This window comes from Cytobacillus sp. GQ23 (genome assembly GCF_059758675.1).
The window spans coordinates 268200-285028 of record NZ_JCAXER010000001.1 but is presented as its reverse complement, the minus strand read 5'-3'; the positions used below and the strand labels follow the sequence as shown (position 1 = coordinate 285028).

Annotated in this window: 18 protein-coding genes; 2 read left to right on the top strand and 16 right to left on the bottom strand. The window is 44.1% G+C overall.

The window, feature by feature from the left end; all coding sequences use genetic code 11:
- Positions 1–6 precede the first annotated feature (6 nt).
- The 4 genes from AC6CHU_RS01440 to AC6CHU_RS01425 all read right to left on the bottom strand — a co-directional run bounded on the left by AC6CHU_RS01440 (position 7) and on the right by AC6CHU_RS01425 (position 5347).
- Positions 7–1443, bottom strand: coding sequence for an FAD-binding oxidoreductase (locus tag AC6CHU_RS01440; RefSeq protein WP_159866358.1), 1437 nt, complete (start codon positions 1441–1443; stop codon positions 7–9).
- A gap of 15 nt (positions 1444–1458) precedes the next feature.
- The gene (locus AC6CHU_RS01435) at positions 1459–3354 is read right to left on the bottom strand and encodes a sigma 54-interacting transcriptional regulator (protein ID WP_498119754.1); all 1896 of its coding nucleotides are present in this window, start codon (positions 3352–3354) and stop codon (positions 1459–1461) included.
- Positions 3355–3466: 112 nt separating this feature from the next.
- Positions 3467–4150, bottom strand: a complete 684-nt coding sequence (locus tag AC6CHU_RS01430) for a hypothetical protein (RefSeq protein WP_498119752.1) — start codon at positions 4148–4150, stop codon at positions 3467–3469.
- 30 nt (positions 4151–4180) lie between these two features.
- Entirely contained in the window at positions 4181–5347 is a 1167-nt protein-coding gene (locus AC6CHU_RS01425) for a pyridoxal-phosphate-dependent aminotransferase family protein (protein ID WP_498119750.1), read from the bottom strand.
- A 663-nt stretch (positions 5348–6010) separates the two neighbouring features.
- Here AC6CHU_RS01425 and AC6CHU_RS01420 point away from each other — a divergent pair.
- On the top strand, positions 6011–6430 hold the full coding sequence (locus AC6CHU_RS01420; protein ID WP_498119748.1) for a hypothetical protein: 420 nt from the start codon (positions 6011–6013) through the stop codon (positions 6428–6430).
- A 100-nt stretch (positions 6431–6530) separates the two neighbouring features.
- Positions 6531–6779, top strand: coding sequence for a hypothetical protein (locus AC6CHU_RS01415; RefSeq protein ID WP_498119746.1), 249 nt, complete (start codon positions 6531–6533; stop codon positions 6777–6779).
- A 298-nt stretch (positions 6780–7077) separates the two neighbouring features.
- Here AC6CHU_RS01415 and AC6CHU_RS01410 read toward each other — a convergent pair whose 3' ends face one another.
- The 12 genes from AC6CHU_RS01410 to AC6CHU_RS01355 all read right to left on the bottom strand — a co-directional run bounded on the left by AC6CHU_RS01410 (position 7078) and on the right by AC6CHU_RS01355 (position 16817).
- Complete coding sequence (locus AC6CHU_RS01410; RefSeq protein ID WP_159866340.1) at positions 7078–7269, bottom strand: IDEAL domain-containing protein; 192 nt, start codon at positions 7267–7269, stop codon at positions 7078–7080.
- A gap of 189 nt (positions 7270–7458) precedes the next feature.
- Positions 7459–8409, bottom strand: coding sequence for a malate dehydrogenase (gene mdh, locus AC6CHU_RS01405; protein ID WP_159866337.1), 951 nt, complete (start codon positions 8407–8409; stop codon positions 7459–7461).
- 36 nt (positions 8410–8445) lie between these two features.
- Entirely contained in the window at positions 8446–8820 is a 375-nt protein-coding gene (locus AC6CHU_RS01400; RefSeq protein ID WP_159866334.1) for a BMC domain-containing protein, read from the bottom strand.
- A gap of 1 nt (position 8821) precedes the next feature.
- On the bottom strand, positions 8822–9094 hold the full coding sequence (locus AC6CHU_RS01395) for a EutN/CcmL family microcompartment protein (RefSeq protein WP_159866331.1): 273 nt from the start codon (positions 9092–9094) through the stop codon (positions 8822–8824).
- Positions 9076–9750, bottom strand: coding sequence for a hypothetical protein (locus AC6CHU_RS01390; RefSeq protein WP_498119743.1), 675 nt, complete (start codon positions 9748–9750; stop codon positions 9076–9078). The genes AC6CHU_RS01395 and AC6CHU_RS01390 overlap by 19 nt, the downstream gene beginning before the upstream one ends.
- Complete coding sequence (locus AC6CHU_RS01385) at positions 9747–10400, bottom strand: phosphate propanoyltransferase (RefSeq protein WP_498119741.1); 654 nt, start codon at positions 10398–10400, stop codon at positions 9747–9749. Before AC6CHU_RS01385 ends, AC6CHU_RS01390 begins: the two co-directional genes overlap by 4 nt.
- Before the next feature lie 30 nt (positions 10401–10430).
- Positions 10431–10724, bottom strand: coding sequence for a BMC domain-containing protein (locus tag AC6CHU_RS01380; protein WP_159866322.1), 294 nt, complete (start codon positions 10722–10724; stop codon positions 10431–10433).
- 16 nt (positions 10725–10740) lie between these two features.
- Complete coding sequence (locus AC6CHU_RS01375) at positions 10741–12270, bottom strand: acetaldehyde dehydrogenase (acetylating) (RefSeq protein WP_498119739.1); 1530 nt, start codon at positions 12268–12270, stop codon at positions 10741–10743.
- Positions 12271–12303: 33 nt separating this feature from the next.
- Entirely contained in the window at positions 12304–12957 is a 654-nt protein-coding gene (gene eutL / locus AC6CHU_RS01370) for an ethanolamine utilization microcompartment protein EutL (protein WP_159866316.1), read from the bottom strand.
- Positions 12958–12969: 12 nt separating this feature from the next.
- Positions 12970–13974: an ethanolamine ammonia-lyase subunit EutC gene (gene eutC, locus AC6CHU_RS01365; RefSeq protein ID WP_159866313.1), complete on the bottom strand. Its 1005-nt coding sequence runs from the start codon at positions 13972–13974 to the stop codon at positions 12970–12972.
- 12 nt (positions 13975–13986) lie between these two features.
- Positions 13987–15351: an ethanolamine ammonia-lyase subunit EutB gene (locus tag AC6CHU_RS01360; protein ID WP_498119736.1), complete on the bottom strand. Its 1365-nt coding sequence runs from the start codon at positions 15349–15351 to the stop codon at positions 13987–13989.
- A 17-nt stretch (positions 15352–15368) separates the two neighbouring features.
- Positions 15369–16817, bottom strand: a complete 1449-nt coding sequence (locus AC6CHU_RS01355) for an ethanolamine ammonia-lyase reactivating factor EutA (protein ID WP_159866307.1) — start codon at positions 16815–16817, stop codon at positions 15369–15371.
- Positions 16818–16829: the final 12 nt, after the last annotated feature.

Genomic DNA, 16829 nt, shown 5'->3' with positions numbered 1-16829 from the left:
TCCATCCTAGTTAGGCAGTGCCATTTTCCCCGGGTTCAAAATATTGTTAGGATCCAGAGTCCGTTTAATCGCCCTCATTACTTCCATAGCAGGTCCATGTTCAACATCCATATACTTGGCCCTGACGATGCCTACTCCATGCTCTGCTGTGGTGGTTCCTTCCATTTTGATTGCCAGTTCATGGATATCGTCAATCATTTTTTGCACATTTTCCATTTCCAGCTGATTATTCATGTTAACGACAGGCCCTGTATGCATATTCCCATCGCCAACATGGCCATAAATGCCGCAGATGATGTTATACCGGTCAGCAATATTGTGAATTTCCCGCAGCGTTTCAGGAAGTCTTGATATTGGCACGCATATATCTTCTCCGCCATATACCCTGAACCCGCCTGGTTTCAATAGGCCAACAGCAGCGCCAACAAGCTTTCTGGCCTGCCAAAGCTTTTCACATTCCTCCGGTTCATCGCTAAACTTTATATAATCTGTATACTTTTCAACCACAGCTTTTAAGCGGTTAACCTGTGAAGTAACCTCTTCCTTGGCTCCATCCACTTCAAATACGAGAATGGCTTCATTTTCAAGCGGAAGATTAAGCTCCGGCTTCATCATATTGACTGCTTTTGTACAATTATAGTCCATAATTTCGATCGCAGATGGCTGCAGCCCGGAAGAAAAAACCGCATTAACAGCCTCCCCTGCTTCTTCAAGCCGTGCAAATGAACATAGGACGATTCCTCTGGTGACTGGCAGAGGCAATAATTTCAGGCGAAGACGGGTGATAATTCCAAGGGTCCCCTCAGAACCAATCATTAAGTGAGCAAGGTCATAGCCTGAAACCGACTTCAGCGCTTTCGAATTAGCTCCGCCTGTAACAATCACATCACCTGTTGGAAGCACAACTTCCATTCCGAGTACGTAATGGCGGGTGACTCCATATTTGACTGCTCTCAGACCGCTTGAATTGTTGGATACCATCCCGCCGATGGTACACATATTGGCGCTGCCTGGATCTGGAGGAAACCTCAGTCCATAAGGCTTTAAAGCCTCATTTAAATCATTTTGGATTACTCCTGGCTCAATAATAGCCTGCATATTCCGATGATCTATTTCGAGGATCCGGTTCATTTTTGATAAATCCAGCATGATGCCGCCTTTTACCGGAACAGCGCCCCCTGTCTGGCCAGTTGCAGCCCCTCTTGGATATAAAGGAATGCTGTATTTATTGGCAAGCTTAACACAAGAACTTACCTCTTCCGTCGTTAAGGCAATGACTGCGACTTGAGGCTGTTTCGGGTTAAGCTGCGTTTCAAAGGAAGCATCATAAGAATATGTCATCATATCAGTGTAATTGGTTAAAATTCTGTCTTCTCCGAAGATATCTCTTAATTGAGATAGAATGTTTTCATTCAACGGAGGCGGCGTTTTTGTTTCATTCATTCAATCTCCTCCTGACTAACTGTTCATTTTTCTCCACAGAGTCGTCCTGCCAATCCCGAGGATCTTGGCAGCTTTTGTTTTATTGCCGTTAACCTGTCTGAGGACATCAAGGATATATTCTTTCTCAAGGTGCTGAAGCTTCGTTTCATCCTCTTCCTCTGCGCTATCCTGAGGCGGCTTTATGTCCCTCAGTTCTAAAAAGTCTTTTCCCCCAGCTGCCAGCACCGTTTCAGAATCAATCGCTTCTTCGGGAGAAAGAATCATAGCTCTTTCGACAATGTTTCTAAGCTGGCGTATATTTCCTGGCCAATGATAGCTTTGCAGGACTTTTGTCGCTTCAGCAGTAAATCCTTTAATATTTCTTCGGATTCCAGGTTTCAGTTCTTTTATAAAAAAATCGCATAACAGCGGTATATCCGCAATTCGTTCACGCAATGACGGGATTGGTATATCAAGGATATTAAGGCGATAATACAGGTCGGCCCGGAATTTACCTTCTTCTACCATCTCTTCGAGTTCACGGTTTGAGGCAGCAATTACCCGGATATTGATAGGGATGACCCTTTCATCTCCAAGCCGCATCACCTCTCCCTCCTGAAGGACCCTCAGAAGCTGTGCCTGCAGTGATTCAGCCAATTCGCCAATCTCATCCAGAAAAATTGTTCCCTGGTGCGCTAATTCGAACAAACCGGTTTTACCACCCTTTTTCGCACCGGTGAAAGCTCCTTCAACATACCCAAATAATTCGCTCTCCAATAAGTTTTCAGGAATAGCTGCGCAATTCACTGCAACAAATGGTCCTTCCGACCGCTTGCTGAAGCTATGGATCAAATGGGCAAAGACCTCTTTCCCCACACCTGTTTCCCCTGTTAGAAGAATGGTGGAATCCACTTGTGAGTACTTCTTCACCTTTTGAATCGCTTTTTGATACATTTCGCTTTCACCGACAATATTGTGTAAACCGTATTTCGTTACGTGCCCCCTGTGAAGCAGTTTTTTGCGGATCTCCTGTTCCTGCTGCTGAATTCTATTAATCTCCTGGAAGGTACAGACGGCTCCAAGCACTTTGTTCTCGTGCCGAATGGGTATTCGGTTTGCAACTACTTTCACTCCGTTTTCATCCTGTATTCGGTTGAGCTCCTCTTTTCCAGTCGACAGAACTTTGCTCATACGCGAATGAACGAGAATATCATCTATGGACTTGCCGATTACTGAATCATAAGGCAGATTTAGTATGCTGTAGACGGAAGGGTTGCAAACGGTAATTACCCCTTTTTCATCCACTGCTATAACACCATCTGCAATAAAATCAAGAATGGCCTGAAGTTCTTTGGTCCTTTTTATTTCTGAACGTCTGACATTGATTAGGCTCCTTGCCTCGTTTATTGCCTGAATAACCGATTCTACACCGGACGTTAAAATCACTGTTTTTATCGTTTCTTCCTTTACTTTGTTAGTAAAAATGCTTTTGCCTATTAGAACATCAATCTGTTTTTGGCAGAGTGACTCAACTGCTGCTTCAGCTTCCTCAGGGAGTGATACACAGTGCTTTTCAATCGATAAGCCCAGCACAGATTCAATTGTTTCGATTCCCTGCAAAACTTCCTCTGTGTCTGCGATCCCAATTTTTTCTCCCAGCTTTTGTGCTTCCTTAATGGTTCGAAGCAAATCATAGCCAGTTATCGGGATCTGGACAACCGGCAAATCGATGTCAGATTCTATTAGCTTTAATGCCATGGTCCCTCTGCTAATGATTACTTCAGTCCCGTTTTTTTCAAGTTCCTTTGCAGATTCTACTGCATTCCTGAAACTGACTTTCTTAATTGCAACTTCTTCACCCGTTTTCTTTGCGGCTTCCCTTGAAACCTGTATCAGTCCGTCAATAGGAGTCAGAATGGCCATTTCAGACATCACTTCACCTCATTTTTCCTTCTCTTGTCACCTTTAAAATGATTTTAAATTAATCTTACCAAATGCCAAGAGAAATGTCGGTGAATTTTCTAAATAATCAGTCTTCATAGAGTTATAATTTTATTTTAATGACGCTCTCAACCTGCCCTAATGGTCCATCAGCAGATAATACCCCAAACGCAGCGCCGGAAAGAGGAATAAAGTGTGACAAATTTCTTCGTTCCTGTTTGGTTAACTGCTCCAGGAGCGCTCCTCCTAAAATGACGGCATTGCCTATTAAGCTGTCATGAAATGTTTCGAGCAAATAGCTGCAGAGTGCTTCTCCGCTATATTGCTGATTTGCTGCTCCGATTAATTCGATATAAATGGTGTCGGGTATAACCATGCCGAAGGACGAAGTTGCCAGGCAATCTGCCATTGCAGCTGGAGAAATTACAATGGGAATAGATCCGCTGCCACCCATTTGCTTAATCTGCTGGTTAATCCCGGCAAGGACGGCACTATCCTGCTTAATACCTGCTTTACAAAAATAATCTTCAGGCTCACAATCTATTAAACTAATCCCGCTGTCTTTACAGAATGTAAGGAGGTAATCCTCTTTTTCTCCTGCAGCCGAAAACAAGACTGTCTCTGGATTGGTCACTTTTTTATAGCCTTGCTCCCAAAACGCTTTAAAGACAGAATGTGAATTCTTGCCGCTGATAAGTTTCCAATCTGGAGTTAATTCAATCCGATCTCCAGGGGTAACTGCAGGCAGGCTTGCCAGTTCTGCGAGTCGTTTTTCGATAAGATTCACTCTGGCTCACGTCTCCTTGGAACAAGTTAGTCAACAGTCGGGGTGTTCAAGCCAATGCCGCTGTGCCGCGGAAACTCCCGCCCCTAATTCCACTTCATATCCGCTTTTCTTTAAAGCAAGCTCCATTGCTGCGAACATCTTCAGCATATCTGCCGCATCTGTATACCCCATATGGCCGAGACGCAAGATCTGATTTTTCACCTTCCCAAGTCCGCCTCCTAAAGCGATATGGAATTCATCCCGCATCATCTTTCTGAAGTCATCAGCATTTTTCAATTTTACTGCGGTAAGCGTAGGACTGGCAGCTGAATCATCCACCAGCAATTCAAGCCCCAATGCCCGGACTCCCGCTCTGGTCATATCGCGAAGTGCCCCATGCCTTTTATATTCTGATTCAATCCCGCCGCTTTTTTCTATCATATTGCAGGCCTCAAGCAGTCCGCACACAAGTGATATATTCGGCGTATAAGGGGTTCCCGTTCCAGATTCAAGGCCTTTTTTGTACATTTTAAGGTCAAAATAAAAGGAAGGGCACTGATGATGATTCACTGTATTCCAGGCTTTTTCACTCAATGTAATCAATGCAAGTCCCGGAGGCAGCATTAACGCTTTCTGCCCTCCTGTTGCCACTATATCAATGCCCCATTCGTCCATATAAAGAGGAGTCCCGACTATCGAGCTCACCGCATCAACAAGAAATAGGGCGTCTGTTTCTTTTACAACGGCCGCAATGTCTTTAATATTGTTGATTGCAGAAGTGGATGTTTCACAGTGTGTGGCAAAAACCGCTTTTGCCTCCGGATTTTCCTTCAATGCTTTTCTTACATCTTCAGGATCGACAATATTTCCCCATTCCGCATCTACCCTGACGGTTTTACAGCCGATATGATTCGTAATCCCCTGCAGGTACTCCCCAAAATAACCGACTACGCAAAGGATGATTGTATCATTAGGGCCAACGGTATTAATAATGGCTGTTTCAAGAGCGGACGCTCCGCTTGAGGTAAGCGGGATGACCAGGTTTTCAGTCTGGAAAATCATTTTGGCTTTTTCCGTCGTTTCCTGAAGTACATCCTGGAAGGCTGGATTCCGGTAATCCATCATGGGATGATCGAAACTCCTCAGCATGGCACGCTGTATTTCTTTTGGAACCTGCACAGGACCAGGCAATCTTAAATCCAATTTTTCTTCAAACATCGCTTTCTCCCCTTTGCGCTTCTTATTTCATTTTTGCTTATAAAGCTTAGATGCAAATATTGTGCCAATGTGGTATTACCCTTTGTACTAAGGCTTGATGTATTTGGGGATTGTTTCAGTGTTTCGTTTTGAAACGATGTGGAACGATTTAGTGAAACGGTTGGGGATGTGAGATGTTTATGTTTGTAAGATTTTGTGCGGGGGGTGGTTGAGTTAAGAGAGGGGTATTTTTGGTTTCTTGGATTTTGGGGAGTTGTTATGGCGACCTTTTTCTGTGGCTGCTTTGGATTTTGGGCTTCATGAAGCGTTTATGGCGACCAATTTCTGGGGTTGCTCTGGATTTTGGGCTTCATGGAGCTGTTATGATGACCTTTTTCTGTAGCTGCTCTGGATTTTGGGCTTCATGAATCGTTTATGGCGACCAATTTCTGTGGTTGCTCTGGATTTTGGGCTTCAAGGAGCTGTTATGGCGACCTTTTTCTGTGGCTGCTTGGTATTTTGGTCTTCATGAAGCGTTTATGGCGACCTTTTTCTGCTGTTGCTCTGGATTTTGGGCTTCATGGAGCTGTTATGGCGACCTTTTTCTGTGGCTGCTTTGGATTTTGGGCTTCATGAAGCGTTTATGGCGACCTTTTTCTGTGGCTGCTTTGGATTTTGGGCTTCATGAAGCGTTTATGGCGACCTTTTTCTGCGGCTGTTTTGTATTTTGGTCTTCATGAAGCGTTTATGGCGAACAATTTCTGTGGTTGCTCTGGATTTTGGGCTTCAAGGAGCTGTTATGGCGACCTTTTTCTGTGGCTGCTTTGGATTTTGGGCTTCATGAAGCGTTTATGGCGACCATTTTCTGGGGTTGCTCTGGATTTTGGTCTTCATAAAGCGTTTATGGCGACCTTTTTCTGCTGTTGCTATGGATTTTGGGCTTCAAGGAGCTGTTATGGCGACCTTTTTCTGCGGCTGTTTTGTATTTTGGTCTTCATGAAGCGTTTATGGCGACTTTCTTCTGCTGTTGCACTGGATTTTGGGCTTCAAGGAGCTGTTATGGCGACCTTTTTCTGCGGCTGCTTTGTATTTTGGGCTTCATGAAGCGTTTATGGCGACCTTTTTCTGTGGCTGCTTTGTATTTTGGTCTTCATGAAGCGTTTATGGCGACCTTTTTCTGTGGCTGCTTTGGATTTTGGTCTTCATGAAGCGTTTATCGCGACTTTCTTCTGCTGTTGCTTTGGATTTTGGGCTTCATGGAGCTGTAATGGCGACCTTTTTCTGGGGTTGCTCTGGATTTTGGGCTTCATGGAGCTGTAATGGCGACCTTTTTCTGGGGTTGCTCTGGATTTTGGTCTTCATGAAGCGTTTATGGCGAACATTTTCTGCGGCTGCTTTGGATTTTGGTCTTCATGAAGCGTTTATGGCGACCATTTTTTGCTGCTTGCTCTGATTCTGGTAAGCAATCCTTCTTATTAACTACCATTTCCTCTGCACTCTTCCGGTTTTGGTCACTAATCCCTCTGATTAACTACCATTTCTTCGGCTCTCTTCCAATTTTGGTCACTAATCCTTCTAATTAAAAATCTGATCTACCCAGATTTCCGTAGTGAAACTACCCGCTTAAGTACCTTTCTCCCCTGCTCTCACCTGGTTTTAGGCACTAATCCGACTGATAAAGACCAATAACAACAAAAGACAGCCCCATTCTTTCGAACAGGCTGCCTTTTTTACATTTAATTATGAGATTGCTACGAAATTTGCTTTAATTCTTCAGTAAGGCGCATGAATTCTTTTTTGTTTCGGCTAGTGAGAGAATCATCAATTTTTTTGCGCAGTTTTTCTATTCGGTATTCCTTAAGAGCTTGATTCAGGACTTGTTCTGCTAACAATGACACGTTTTCCTCAGACTGTTGCGGCGAGTTAAGTAGACGTTTTTCCATTTGTAATCAACCCCTTGACCTTTTTTCTATTGTAACAGAAGTTTTCAGATTATTCAAATCATTATTTACTGGAAATTTTGTTAGCAGCTGCTAAGCTTGTTAATTATAATGTACCCGGGATTTGTACAATTTAAACAACATGCAAAAAAGCTGACCAATGAGGAGATCAGTCCTCATAAGCCAGCCCTCTTACTTTTTTGCAGTTTCAAGTATGCTCATAACATTTTGTACAGATTTAACAGATTGATCCAGTCCATTTTTCTCTTCGGCAGTCAGTGGAATTTCAATGACACTTTCTATCCCATTTCCACCGAGAATTGCAGGTACTCCCAAATAGATGTTACTGTATCCATACTCACCTTCCAAATAGGCGATTGAAGGCAGTATTCTTTTTTTATCTTTCAGTATCGCTTCTGCCATTTCAACCATTGAAGCTGCAGGAGCATAATAGGCGCTTCCCTGGCCAAGCAGATTGACTATTTCTCCTCCGCCTTTTCTGGTTCTTTCCACAATCGCTTCGATTCGGTCGGCAGGCAGAATTTTCTCCAGCGGAATGCCGCCAGCATACGAATACCTGACGAGCGGAACCATATCATCTCCATGACCGCCCAGGACAAAACCTGAAATATCTTCTATGGAAACACCCAGCTCTTGCGCCACAAATGTATTAAATCGGGCTGTGTCCAATACTCCCGATTGGCCGATTACCCGATTCTTCGGGAAACCAGTGGTATTATAGCAAACATAGGTCATAGCATCGACAGGATTGCTTAATACAATGATATAGCTATCCGGTGCGTATGTTTTTATATTTTGAGATACTTCGATCATAATCTTCTCATTTACAGCGACAAGATCGTCCCGGCTCATCCCCGGTTTTCTTGGCATTCCGGCCGTAATCAATACTAAATCTGCATCTTGAATGTCTTCATAGCTTGAAGTGCCGGTTATATTGCTATTAAAGCGCTGGACCGGTCCAGCTTCAAGCATATCAAGAGCCTTCCCTTTTGTCGGGTTTGCCTGTGAAGGGACGTCTACTAAGATGATGTCTCCCAATTCCTTTTGGGCGAGCATCAATGCCGCTGTCGCACCCGTAAAGCCTGACCCGATAACGGCAAGCTTTCTTCTTTTAAAAGTCATGGCTGTACCTCCATTTCATCCTGCCAGTGGAGTACTCTATTTATCTTCAGCACTGCCTTGTTCCTCAGCAGGCATCTGTTTATTTTTGCTTCCTCCCTTTTTTACAGGAGGAGGTTCTTGTTTCAGTTCCTTAGGTTTTCTGTCATCCAATAAAGCTTTCTTGATATCTTCATCCGGATGAGGAATAACATGCGCTGACACGAGTTCACCCACTCTGGCTGCTGCTTCCTTTCCTGCATCTACTGCAGCCTGAACAGCGCTGACATCCCCCTGAACCAAAACCGTTACTAAGGCGGCGTCCACTTTTTCCTGCTTCACCAAAGTAACATCGGCTGCTTTCAGCATGGCATCTGCTGCTTCAATGGACCCAATCAGCCCTCTTGTTTCAATCATGCCAAGTGCTCTCGCCATACTATTTCACCTCTTTCTTTTCAACATCAACAGAATCGATAATGCCAATTATCAATGCATCAATGGGCAGTCTTATATCCCCGGACATATTTGATGCCGAGCTTCCACGCGTAACGAGAACTTGATCACCGACACCTGCTCCAATGCGGTCAACCGCAACGAATGATTTTTCTGCTGCAGGTCCATGAGGCTCAACAACCAAAAATTTCAGACCTGTTAAATCATCCTCTTTTCTTGTGGCCCATACATTGCCGACTACCATTCCCATTTCCATGCGCTTTCAGCCCCTTTTGTATCCATTACAATGATGCTTTTTCCTAATTCCCGTGCTGTATCACGTGCTAAAGGTGTAATGATGGTCTGTTTATCTGCGAAAATTTCATTCTTCTTGCATTCTTGGACATCTCTTTGTGTAATCAGCTTCTTTATTTCTGGCTGTGCTGTATTAATTGGCTTAGGCGATGCAAGATCCTCCAGACTGCTGATTTCCACCCCGAACTTTAGGAGCTTTTCCTTATATTCCATTAAACTTGAAAAATACTCCCCATTGGTTTTCTTCTCTCCACTGAGGATTTTATAAAGATTTGGTTTGGGAATTAAGGTTACTGGAACATAATCAATAATACAGGCTGAGAGAAGCTCGGTTTCCGGTGTGTCGCAAATGCCAAGTGCCCCTTTGACCAGCAGATCCTGTGAAGCATCAAGAAATACGGCCTTCATAACGGTATGAAGCTGTGCTTCTTCAGTAAAGTCATAAGGAAGTACATTCCAGTCTTTCTCTAAAGCTTGTAATATAGCAGGATCGGTTCTATCCAGATCCCCGACTGCAAGAATATTATGTTTCATTGCTGTATTTGGAGCAGATTTGGCACCTGCTAAACTTTTTACTACTTCTTCAACTATTTGCTCTATTAGTTGCCGGTCTATCATAAGCTTTCCTCTTGCCTGACTAACCTGCCGGCTGTTTTTCCGGCTATCAGTCCTGCATTGGCTTCATCCGTATCAATATGCATTTCAAGTCTATACCGTGGTGAAATCCTGATTAACACCTTTTCAAAGGAAATGGGACGTTCTCCCTCTATCTCAACTTTGACGTATTCCCCATTTTTCACTCCGAAACCTTCAGCATCTTCCGGATTCATATGAATGTGTGCCTGCGCTATAATCAGACCCTCTTTTTTGTATAGACTGCCTTTAGGTCCAATCAAAGTTACTGGAGAAGAACCTTCAATATTCCCGGATTCGCGAAGCGGGGGCTTCAACCCCAGCTTGAACGAATCTGTACGGCTGACTTCTACCTGAGTCATATTACGGGCAGGTCCGAGAATGCGCACTTTTTCAAGGCTTCCTCTTGGTCCTGCAATGGTTATGGTTTCATTAGCAGCGAATTGGCCGGGCTGAGATAAATCCGCTTTTTTTGTAAGCTGATAGCCTGTACCAAATAGAATCTCCAAATCTTTTTGACTTATATGACAGTGCCGGGCTGAGACAGCCATTGGAATGGAATGGTCTTGGATTGAGGAATCTTTTAGCTTTGAAACGATTTCCTCTACAATCGATTGAAGGGCTTGCTCGTTCATGGTTTAAACTCCTAACCTAGTAATACTGTATTAAAGCTCAATATCGATTTTTGGAAGAATGCTCTCCAATTCGTTATGAGGACGAGGAATAACATGAACAGATTTCAATTCCCCAACACGCTGTGCTGCTGCAGCACCCGCATCTGTTGCCGCTTTAACAGCACCTACATCACCGCGCACAAGGACCGTTACAATTCCGCCCCCAACATGCACCTTTCCAACCAAATGAACGTTCGCTGCCTTAACCATCGCGTCAGCAGCTTCCACTGAAGCAACCAGCCCTTTTGTTTCAATCATTCCTAATGCAGTTAATTCTCTAGCCATTTTTATTTCCTCCTAATTAGATAGTTTGATATTTTTTCATTACTTGATTAACCATGTCGGCAATCATCTTTGCATCTACTTCGCCATCCGGCGATACTTGCTGCAGCACTTGACTGACAATATGATCAACATCCCGGCTGCCGGCTTGTTCTTTTTCAGCTATCGAAGAAGTTGATGCCGGTTTTGGGATGGTGACTTCTTTCGTTCCGTAAGCCATTCTTTTAATGTTGATCAGGTGGCGTGCAGTCACATTATCAGAAGTAATGTTGCCGCCGAATGAACCGCATCCCAAAGTCAGGGATGGCATCAATCCTGTAGTTGCTCCAACAGCCCCAATCGAAGAGAGCGTATTGACCATCATTCTTGAAACAGGCATTTCCAGGGCAAATTCCTTTGCCACTTCATGATTATTTGTATGAAGAGAAAGACTGTGTCCCCTGCCTCCTAAGTTGAGGAGCTGCAGGCACATTTCTTTTGCCTCCTGGAAGCTTTCAGCTGTATAAAGAGCAAAAACCGGAGATAATTTTTCAATTGAAAATGGGATGTCTTTGCCTATTCCAGTTTCTTCAGCAATTAAAACTCTTGTGTCATCAGGGACTTGAATTCCAGCCATGCTTGCGATTTTAACAGCACTCTGGCCGACGATATCCGGATTCAGCTTTCCCGGCGAAGGTGAAATAACTTTTTCCAGTGCCGCCTTTTCCCGGTTGTTTAAGAGATAAGCTCCATTGTTTTTGAGTTCTCTCATGGTCATCTCTTTTATGTTGCGATCGACTACAATTGATTGTTCAGTAGCGCATATGGTTCCATTATCAAATGATTTACTGTCAATAATCATCCTAACGGACTGGGCGACCTTGGCGGTTTTTTCAATATAGCATGGCACATTACCGGGCCCTACTCCATAGGCAGGTTTGCCTGAGCTGTACGCCGCCCTGACCAATCCCCCGCCTCCTGTTGCCAAAATAAGATTGATGTCGCGATGCTTCATTAATTCGTTTGTTGCACTCATGGAAGGCTTAGAGATCCAGCCAATCAATCCTTCAGGTGCACCTGCCTGTACAGCTGCTTCATTCACAATTTTTAATGCTTCAATAGTACATTTCACTGCCCTTGGATGAGGGCTTACGACTATTGCATTTCTTGTTTTCAGCGCAATAAGCGCTTTAAATATGGCTGTAGAAGTAGGGTTAGTTGTTGGAATGATGCCTGCAATAACACCGTAAGGATAAGCAATTTCCGTTACTTTATTTACCTGGTCTACACGAATGATGCCTACTGTCTTTTCATCTTTGATAGACTCATAGACTGCCTTTGAGCCAACTTCATTTTTTATTTTTTTATGCTCGACTATGCCCATTCCGGTTTCCTCTACAGCCATACGGGCAAGGGAAAGTGACTTGGCATAGGCAACATCTGCGGCTTGTTTGACGATCGCGTCAACCTGATCCTGCGTAAAGGACATATATTGCAGCTGCGCTTCCTTTGCACGCTTTACAGCATTCCGCATTTCCTGCATGGATTGAAGATCATGATCGAAATGCAAGCTTTTCACACTCCTTTCAGGATTTTTAAAGGTTTAGTACTTAATAGGATTCTGAGAAATTTCGATAATAGCATCCCGGAATGCATCAGCTGCAGCCTGGCAGGCTGATTGGGAGCCAGTCAAAAGCCCGCCGCCAAAATTCGTTTCAGAAGGCGGCCCGAAAAATTTCACCATTTCTACATCTGCTGCCTTTAAAGCAGCATCGAGCCCATAAACGGCTTCCAATGGCGGAGCAATCAGATATGCAAGGGGCTCTCCGATATTGATGCCTGCTTCTTTTGACAGATAGGACCCTGTTCTGGAAACAACATGTGCATAAATGGCATGTGTTGTTTCCTGATCAAGCGCTTCAAAATAGGCATCAGATTCGGCTGTCTGAAGGACAGCCTCCATACCGCTTTTAACTTCATCGGGGGATGGCCCTGCGATAATTCCAATCATTTCACCTGATAATGGCCCGGAAGCATGAGCAGCGCCCGCATAAAAGGACCTGGCGTAAACCACTTCGACATCTGCTCTTTTTGTGGCTTCATCGAGTGCAGTATAGCCTACGTCATCGACTGTAGAGGTGAAAATGGCCAGGCTTCGGTGATAAGGCTTAAGCTGAAACTGCTTTGCAAGCTCCTGGTCCACATTAGGTATCACCCGAACAGCCAGTATATCGGCGTGAATGCGTTCTAATCCCATTGATTCTGCCACCTACCCTTCCTTTTTCACGAGCGATACTCCACTTGCTTCATACTTTATAACCTTTTGGATGACGGTCCCGAGATAAGCTCCGGCCTCTGCAGGAGGAATACCGCCTTTATGTATATTGGAAATAACCATCCGATCAGCTTCGATCGTTCCTTTACGGGGTTCATAGCAAAGGTAGGCACTTAGTGATTCAGCACTGACCAGACCAGGACGTTCGCCAATCAATAACACAACTACTTTAGGCTTCAGCAGTTCTCCCACTTCATCCATTACAGCCACCCTGCCTTTTTCGATATAAAAAGGGGTCCCCATTTCGAGTCCTAAACTTTTCAAGGATTGCTGAAGGGATAGGTATACATCCTCAGCATTTTCTTCAATGGCACTTGAGCTCAGCCCGTCAGACAGAATGATTTGAACAACAGGTTCCTTTTGGCATTTAGCAAGAATGGTATTTTTGGCTTCTTCTGAAAGCTTCCTGCCATAATCGGGCCTGCGGATGTACACTTCTTTTTCATTCACCATCGTTGTGACTTTGAAAAGCCCAAGACGGTTTATCAGGTCGTCATTTACATCTCCATAGACGGCATCAACTGCAGCTGCATGGTCAAAACGGAATTTCAGCCATGTGTCTGTCTTTGGTCTCGTACCTGCTCTTCCCACCCCGATTCTTGCAGGTGTTTTGCTCTTAAGCGCCTCGAGCTCAACCGGATCTGCCGGATGATCAATACCTGTCATTTCTGAATAGCTTTTGGCCTCTTCATGATTGGTTTTATCTGATTGATTGTTTGCATGTTGATAGCTATTTATTTTAATTAACTCGTTTTTATCCTGTTTTCCTGTCTCTATAACCTCAACTGCCACCTTGGCTGTTTTCTTGACGGGACTTGATGTATGGTTCCAAAATTTTACTCCAACACTATCTTCCCGACCTTTGACATCAGAGGTTTGCTGCGATTGAAGTTTTTCCACTACAAGGCGTGTTACTTTTTCAATCAATTCAGGATTCATTCATTTCAACTCCTATCGTGAAAAAATGGTAGGGTCGCCTGCGATTTTGCTTAGCTTTCCATTTTCGAATATCCCCATTTTCTCAAGCCAATCTCTGAATATGGGAGATGGCTGCTTATTCATTGTCTGCCTAAGAGTGGCAACGTCGTGATAACTCATGGATTGGTAATTGAGCATGCAATCATCCCCCATTGGGGCAGCGATAATAAAATTCACTCCAGCTGCTGTCAGCAGCACACCAAGGTCCTCGATATCATTTTGATCAGCCTTGATATGGTTCGTGTAGCAAATATCAACACCCATTGGAATGCCATGCATTTTTCCCATGAAATGGTCTTCAAGCCCGGCTCTGATGACCTGTTTATTGTTGTACAAGTATTCTGGTCCGATGAAACCAACCACTGTATTTACGATAAAAGGATCATAATGCCGGGCAAATCCATAATTTCTTGATTCCAGTGTCATCTGATCTATTCCAAAATGTGCTTCTGCCGAAAGCTCTGAACCCTGGCCCGTTTCAAAATAAAAACGCTGTGGCCCGGTGCCAGTGCCAAGAGTTTTTGCCATGTCATTTGCTTCCTCAAGAAGTGACGCTGTAATTCCAAATGACCTGTTGGCAGCCTCTGTTCCTGCTATGCTCTGGAAGATCATATCGGCAGGTGCTCCCTGTTCGATTGCCTTCATTTGAGCTGTCACGTGCGCAAGAACACAGTTTTGTGCCGGGATTTCCCAGTCCTTTATAAAAGAATGTGTGGCATGGAGCAATCTCTTTACACTCTCAACCGAATCATCCACAGGATTAATGCCAACTACTGCATCCCCTATGCCGTAGGATAATCCTTCTTTCAGGGATGCGATCATCCCATCCACATTATCAGTTGGATGGTTCGGCTGCAGCCGCGAAGCCAGGGTCCCTTTATATCCAATCGTAATATTGCATTTGGTCAGTATTTCGATTTTGTTTGCCGCGTGAACCAAATCTAAATTTGACATAATTTTAGCGGCGGCGGCGATCATCTCGCTGTTTAATCCCCTGCTGATTCTTTTTAGATCTTCTCCTGTCGTGTCATCGTCCAGGATATACTCACGGAGTTCAGCAACTGACCAATTTTTTATGCTTTGATAGACAGGTTCATTTATTCCGCTTTCTATAATTTTCGAAACCTCATCCTCTTCAGGTGAAAGCATAGGGTTTTCACGGATATCAGACAGTGTTAAATGACTTAGAACCAATTTGGCTGCGATTCTTTCCTGGACGGTTTCTGCTGCAATGCCCGCGAGGCGGTCCCCTGACTTTTCTTCATTTGCTTTAGCGAATAAATCTTTCAGATTAGTAAACTGATATACATTTCCCAAATGATTGGTTTTCAGCTTCATAAAAGATTCCTCCTTTCTTACTGATGGAAGGTCAAAGTTTTAATGACAACTGGGACTACATTGCTTTGCAGCAGATGGCCAATATCTATGTAATCGCCGTGCTCTGCCTTAATCTGATCGATGCATATGATACTTTGCTTTTCTTGCTGAGTTTTTAGTGTCTGTCCCAGAACTTTGGCGTGGTCGCTTTCTAAAACAACAACAAGCGGCTGTTCCGGTTTCGGCTTTGCCTGCAGAGATTTTAACAGGACTGCAGATAACTGCTGGATATCCCGAAAGCCTAAATAAGGCATATCCGTTAAATACAGTGCAAAATTTTGACCCTCCTGCTGTGGATCATAAATTTCCACTGATTTCTTTACTGCCTCTTGAATACGGCTTAGTCCTTTTTCCAGATTGTCATCAAACCCGATCTGATAGACTGGCAAATTTCGAATTGGCAATTCATGTGCTTCCGCATGGATGGTTGCCCCGCTGATTTCGGTGGTTTGAGTTCCTGCTCCAAGAACGGTTGCCCTGACCGTTTCATCCGGTTCCACCCATTTAAAGGCGGCCAGTTCACGGCAATTTCTTAAGGACTGTGCCAGCATTTTTCCAATATCGTCATACTGAGCAGGCGAGGATTCAGCACTCTCAAAGCGGTACAAACATTCACTGATTCCGCCTGAAAACATGATGTAATCTATCTCCTCTATCCAATTGGGGTCATGTCCCAAAAGAAGAGGGGAATCTTCCTTAAGAAGATCCTTCCTAAGCATTCGGCCAATTACTTCTGCCATGTGGTCTGTCAGCTTTCCGATGATGGGATGATTTCTGCTGTCCCCTATTTTTAAATCAGCCCCCCATTGCCGAAGGATTTCCTGGACAGGAGGTGAAATGCTTTTTATTTTGCCATCTGTAAATTCAATCAGTCTTCCGCCGATGTGGAGCGTGCATGTTCCGCAGAGCCTTCCTGAACGATAAACTGCAGTATTGGCAGTGCCTCCGCCAATGTCGATATTAGCGACAGTTTTGCCAGTCCTCCTGGATAATTCATAAGCACCTGAACCTTTTGCCGCAATGATTCCTTCTAAATCAGGACCGGCAGTTGCGACGAGAAAATCACCTGCATGATCAGATAAATAATGGACCATTTCTTCGGCATTTTGTTTAGTTGCCGTTTCTCCTGTTATAATGACAGCACCTGTTTTGATATCACCAGGCTCGATTCCCGCAGAGATATATTCCTCACTGACAAGTCTCTCAACACCTTCAATATCTATTGCTGATGCTGACAAGAGAGGAGTGCGGTAAATCGGGCTTCGGTAGAGCACTTCTTTTTCTATAATTTCAATTCTCGGCATGTGGGTTCCGCCAGCCATATTCATAAGTGAAAATCTGCTGATGACGAGTTTGGTCGTGCTCGTTCCGATGTCGATTCCAGCGCTGATTATATATTCTTTTTGTGCATCGTAACGCTTCAACATGATCCCCGCCTT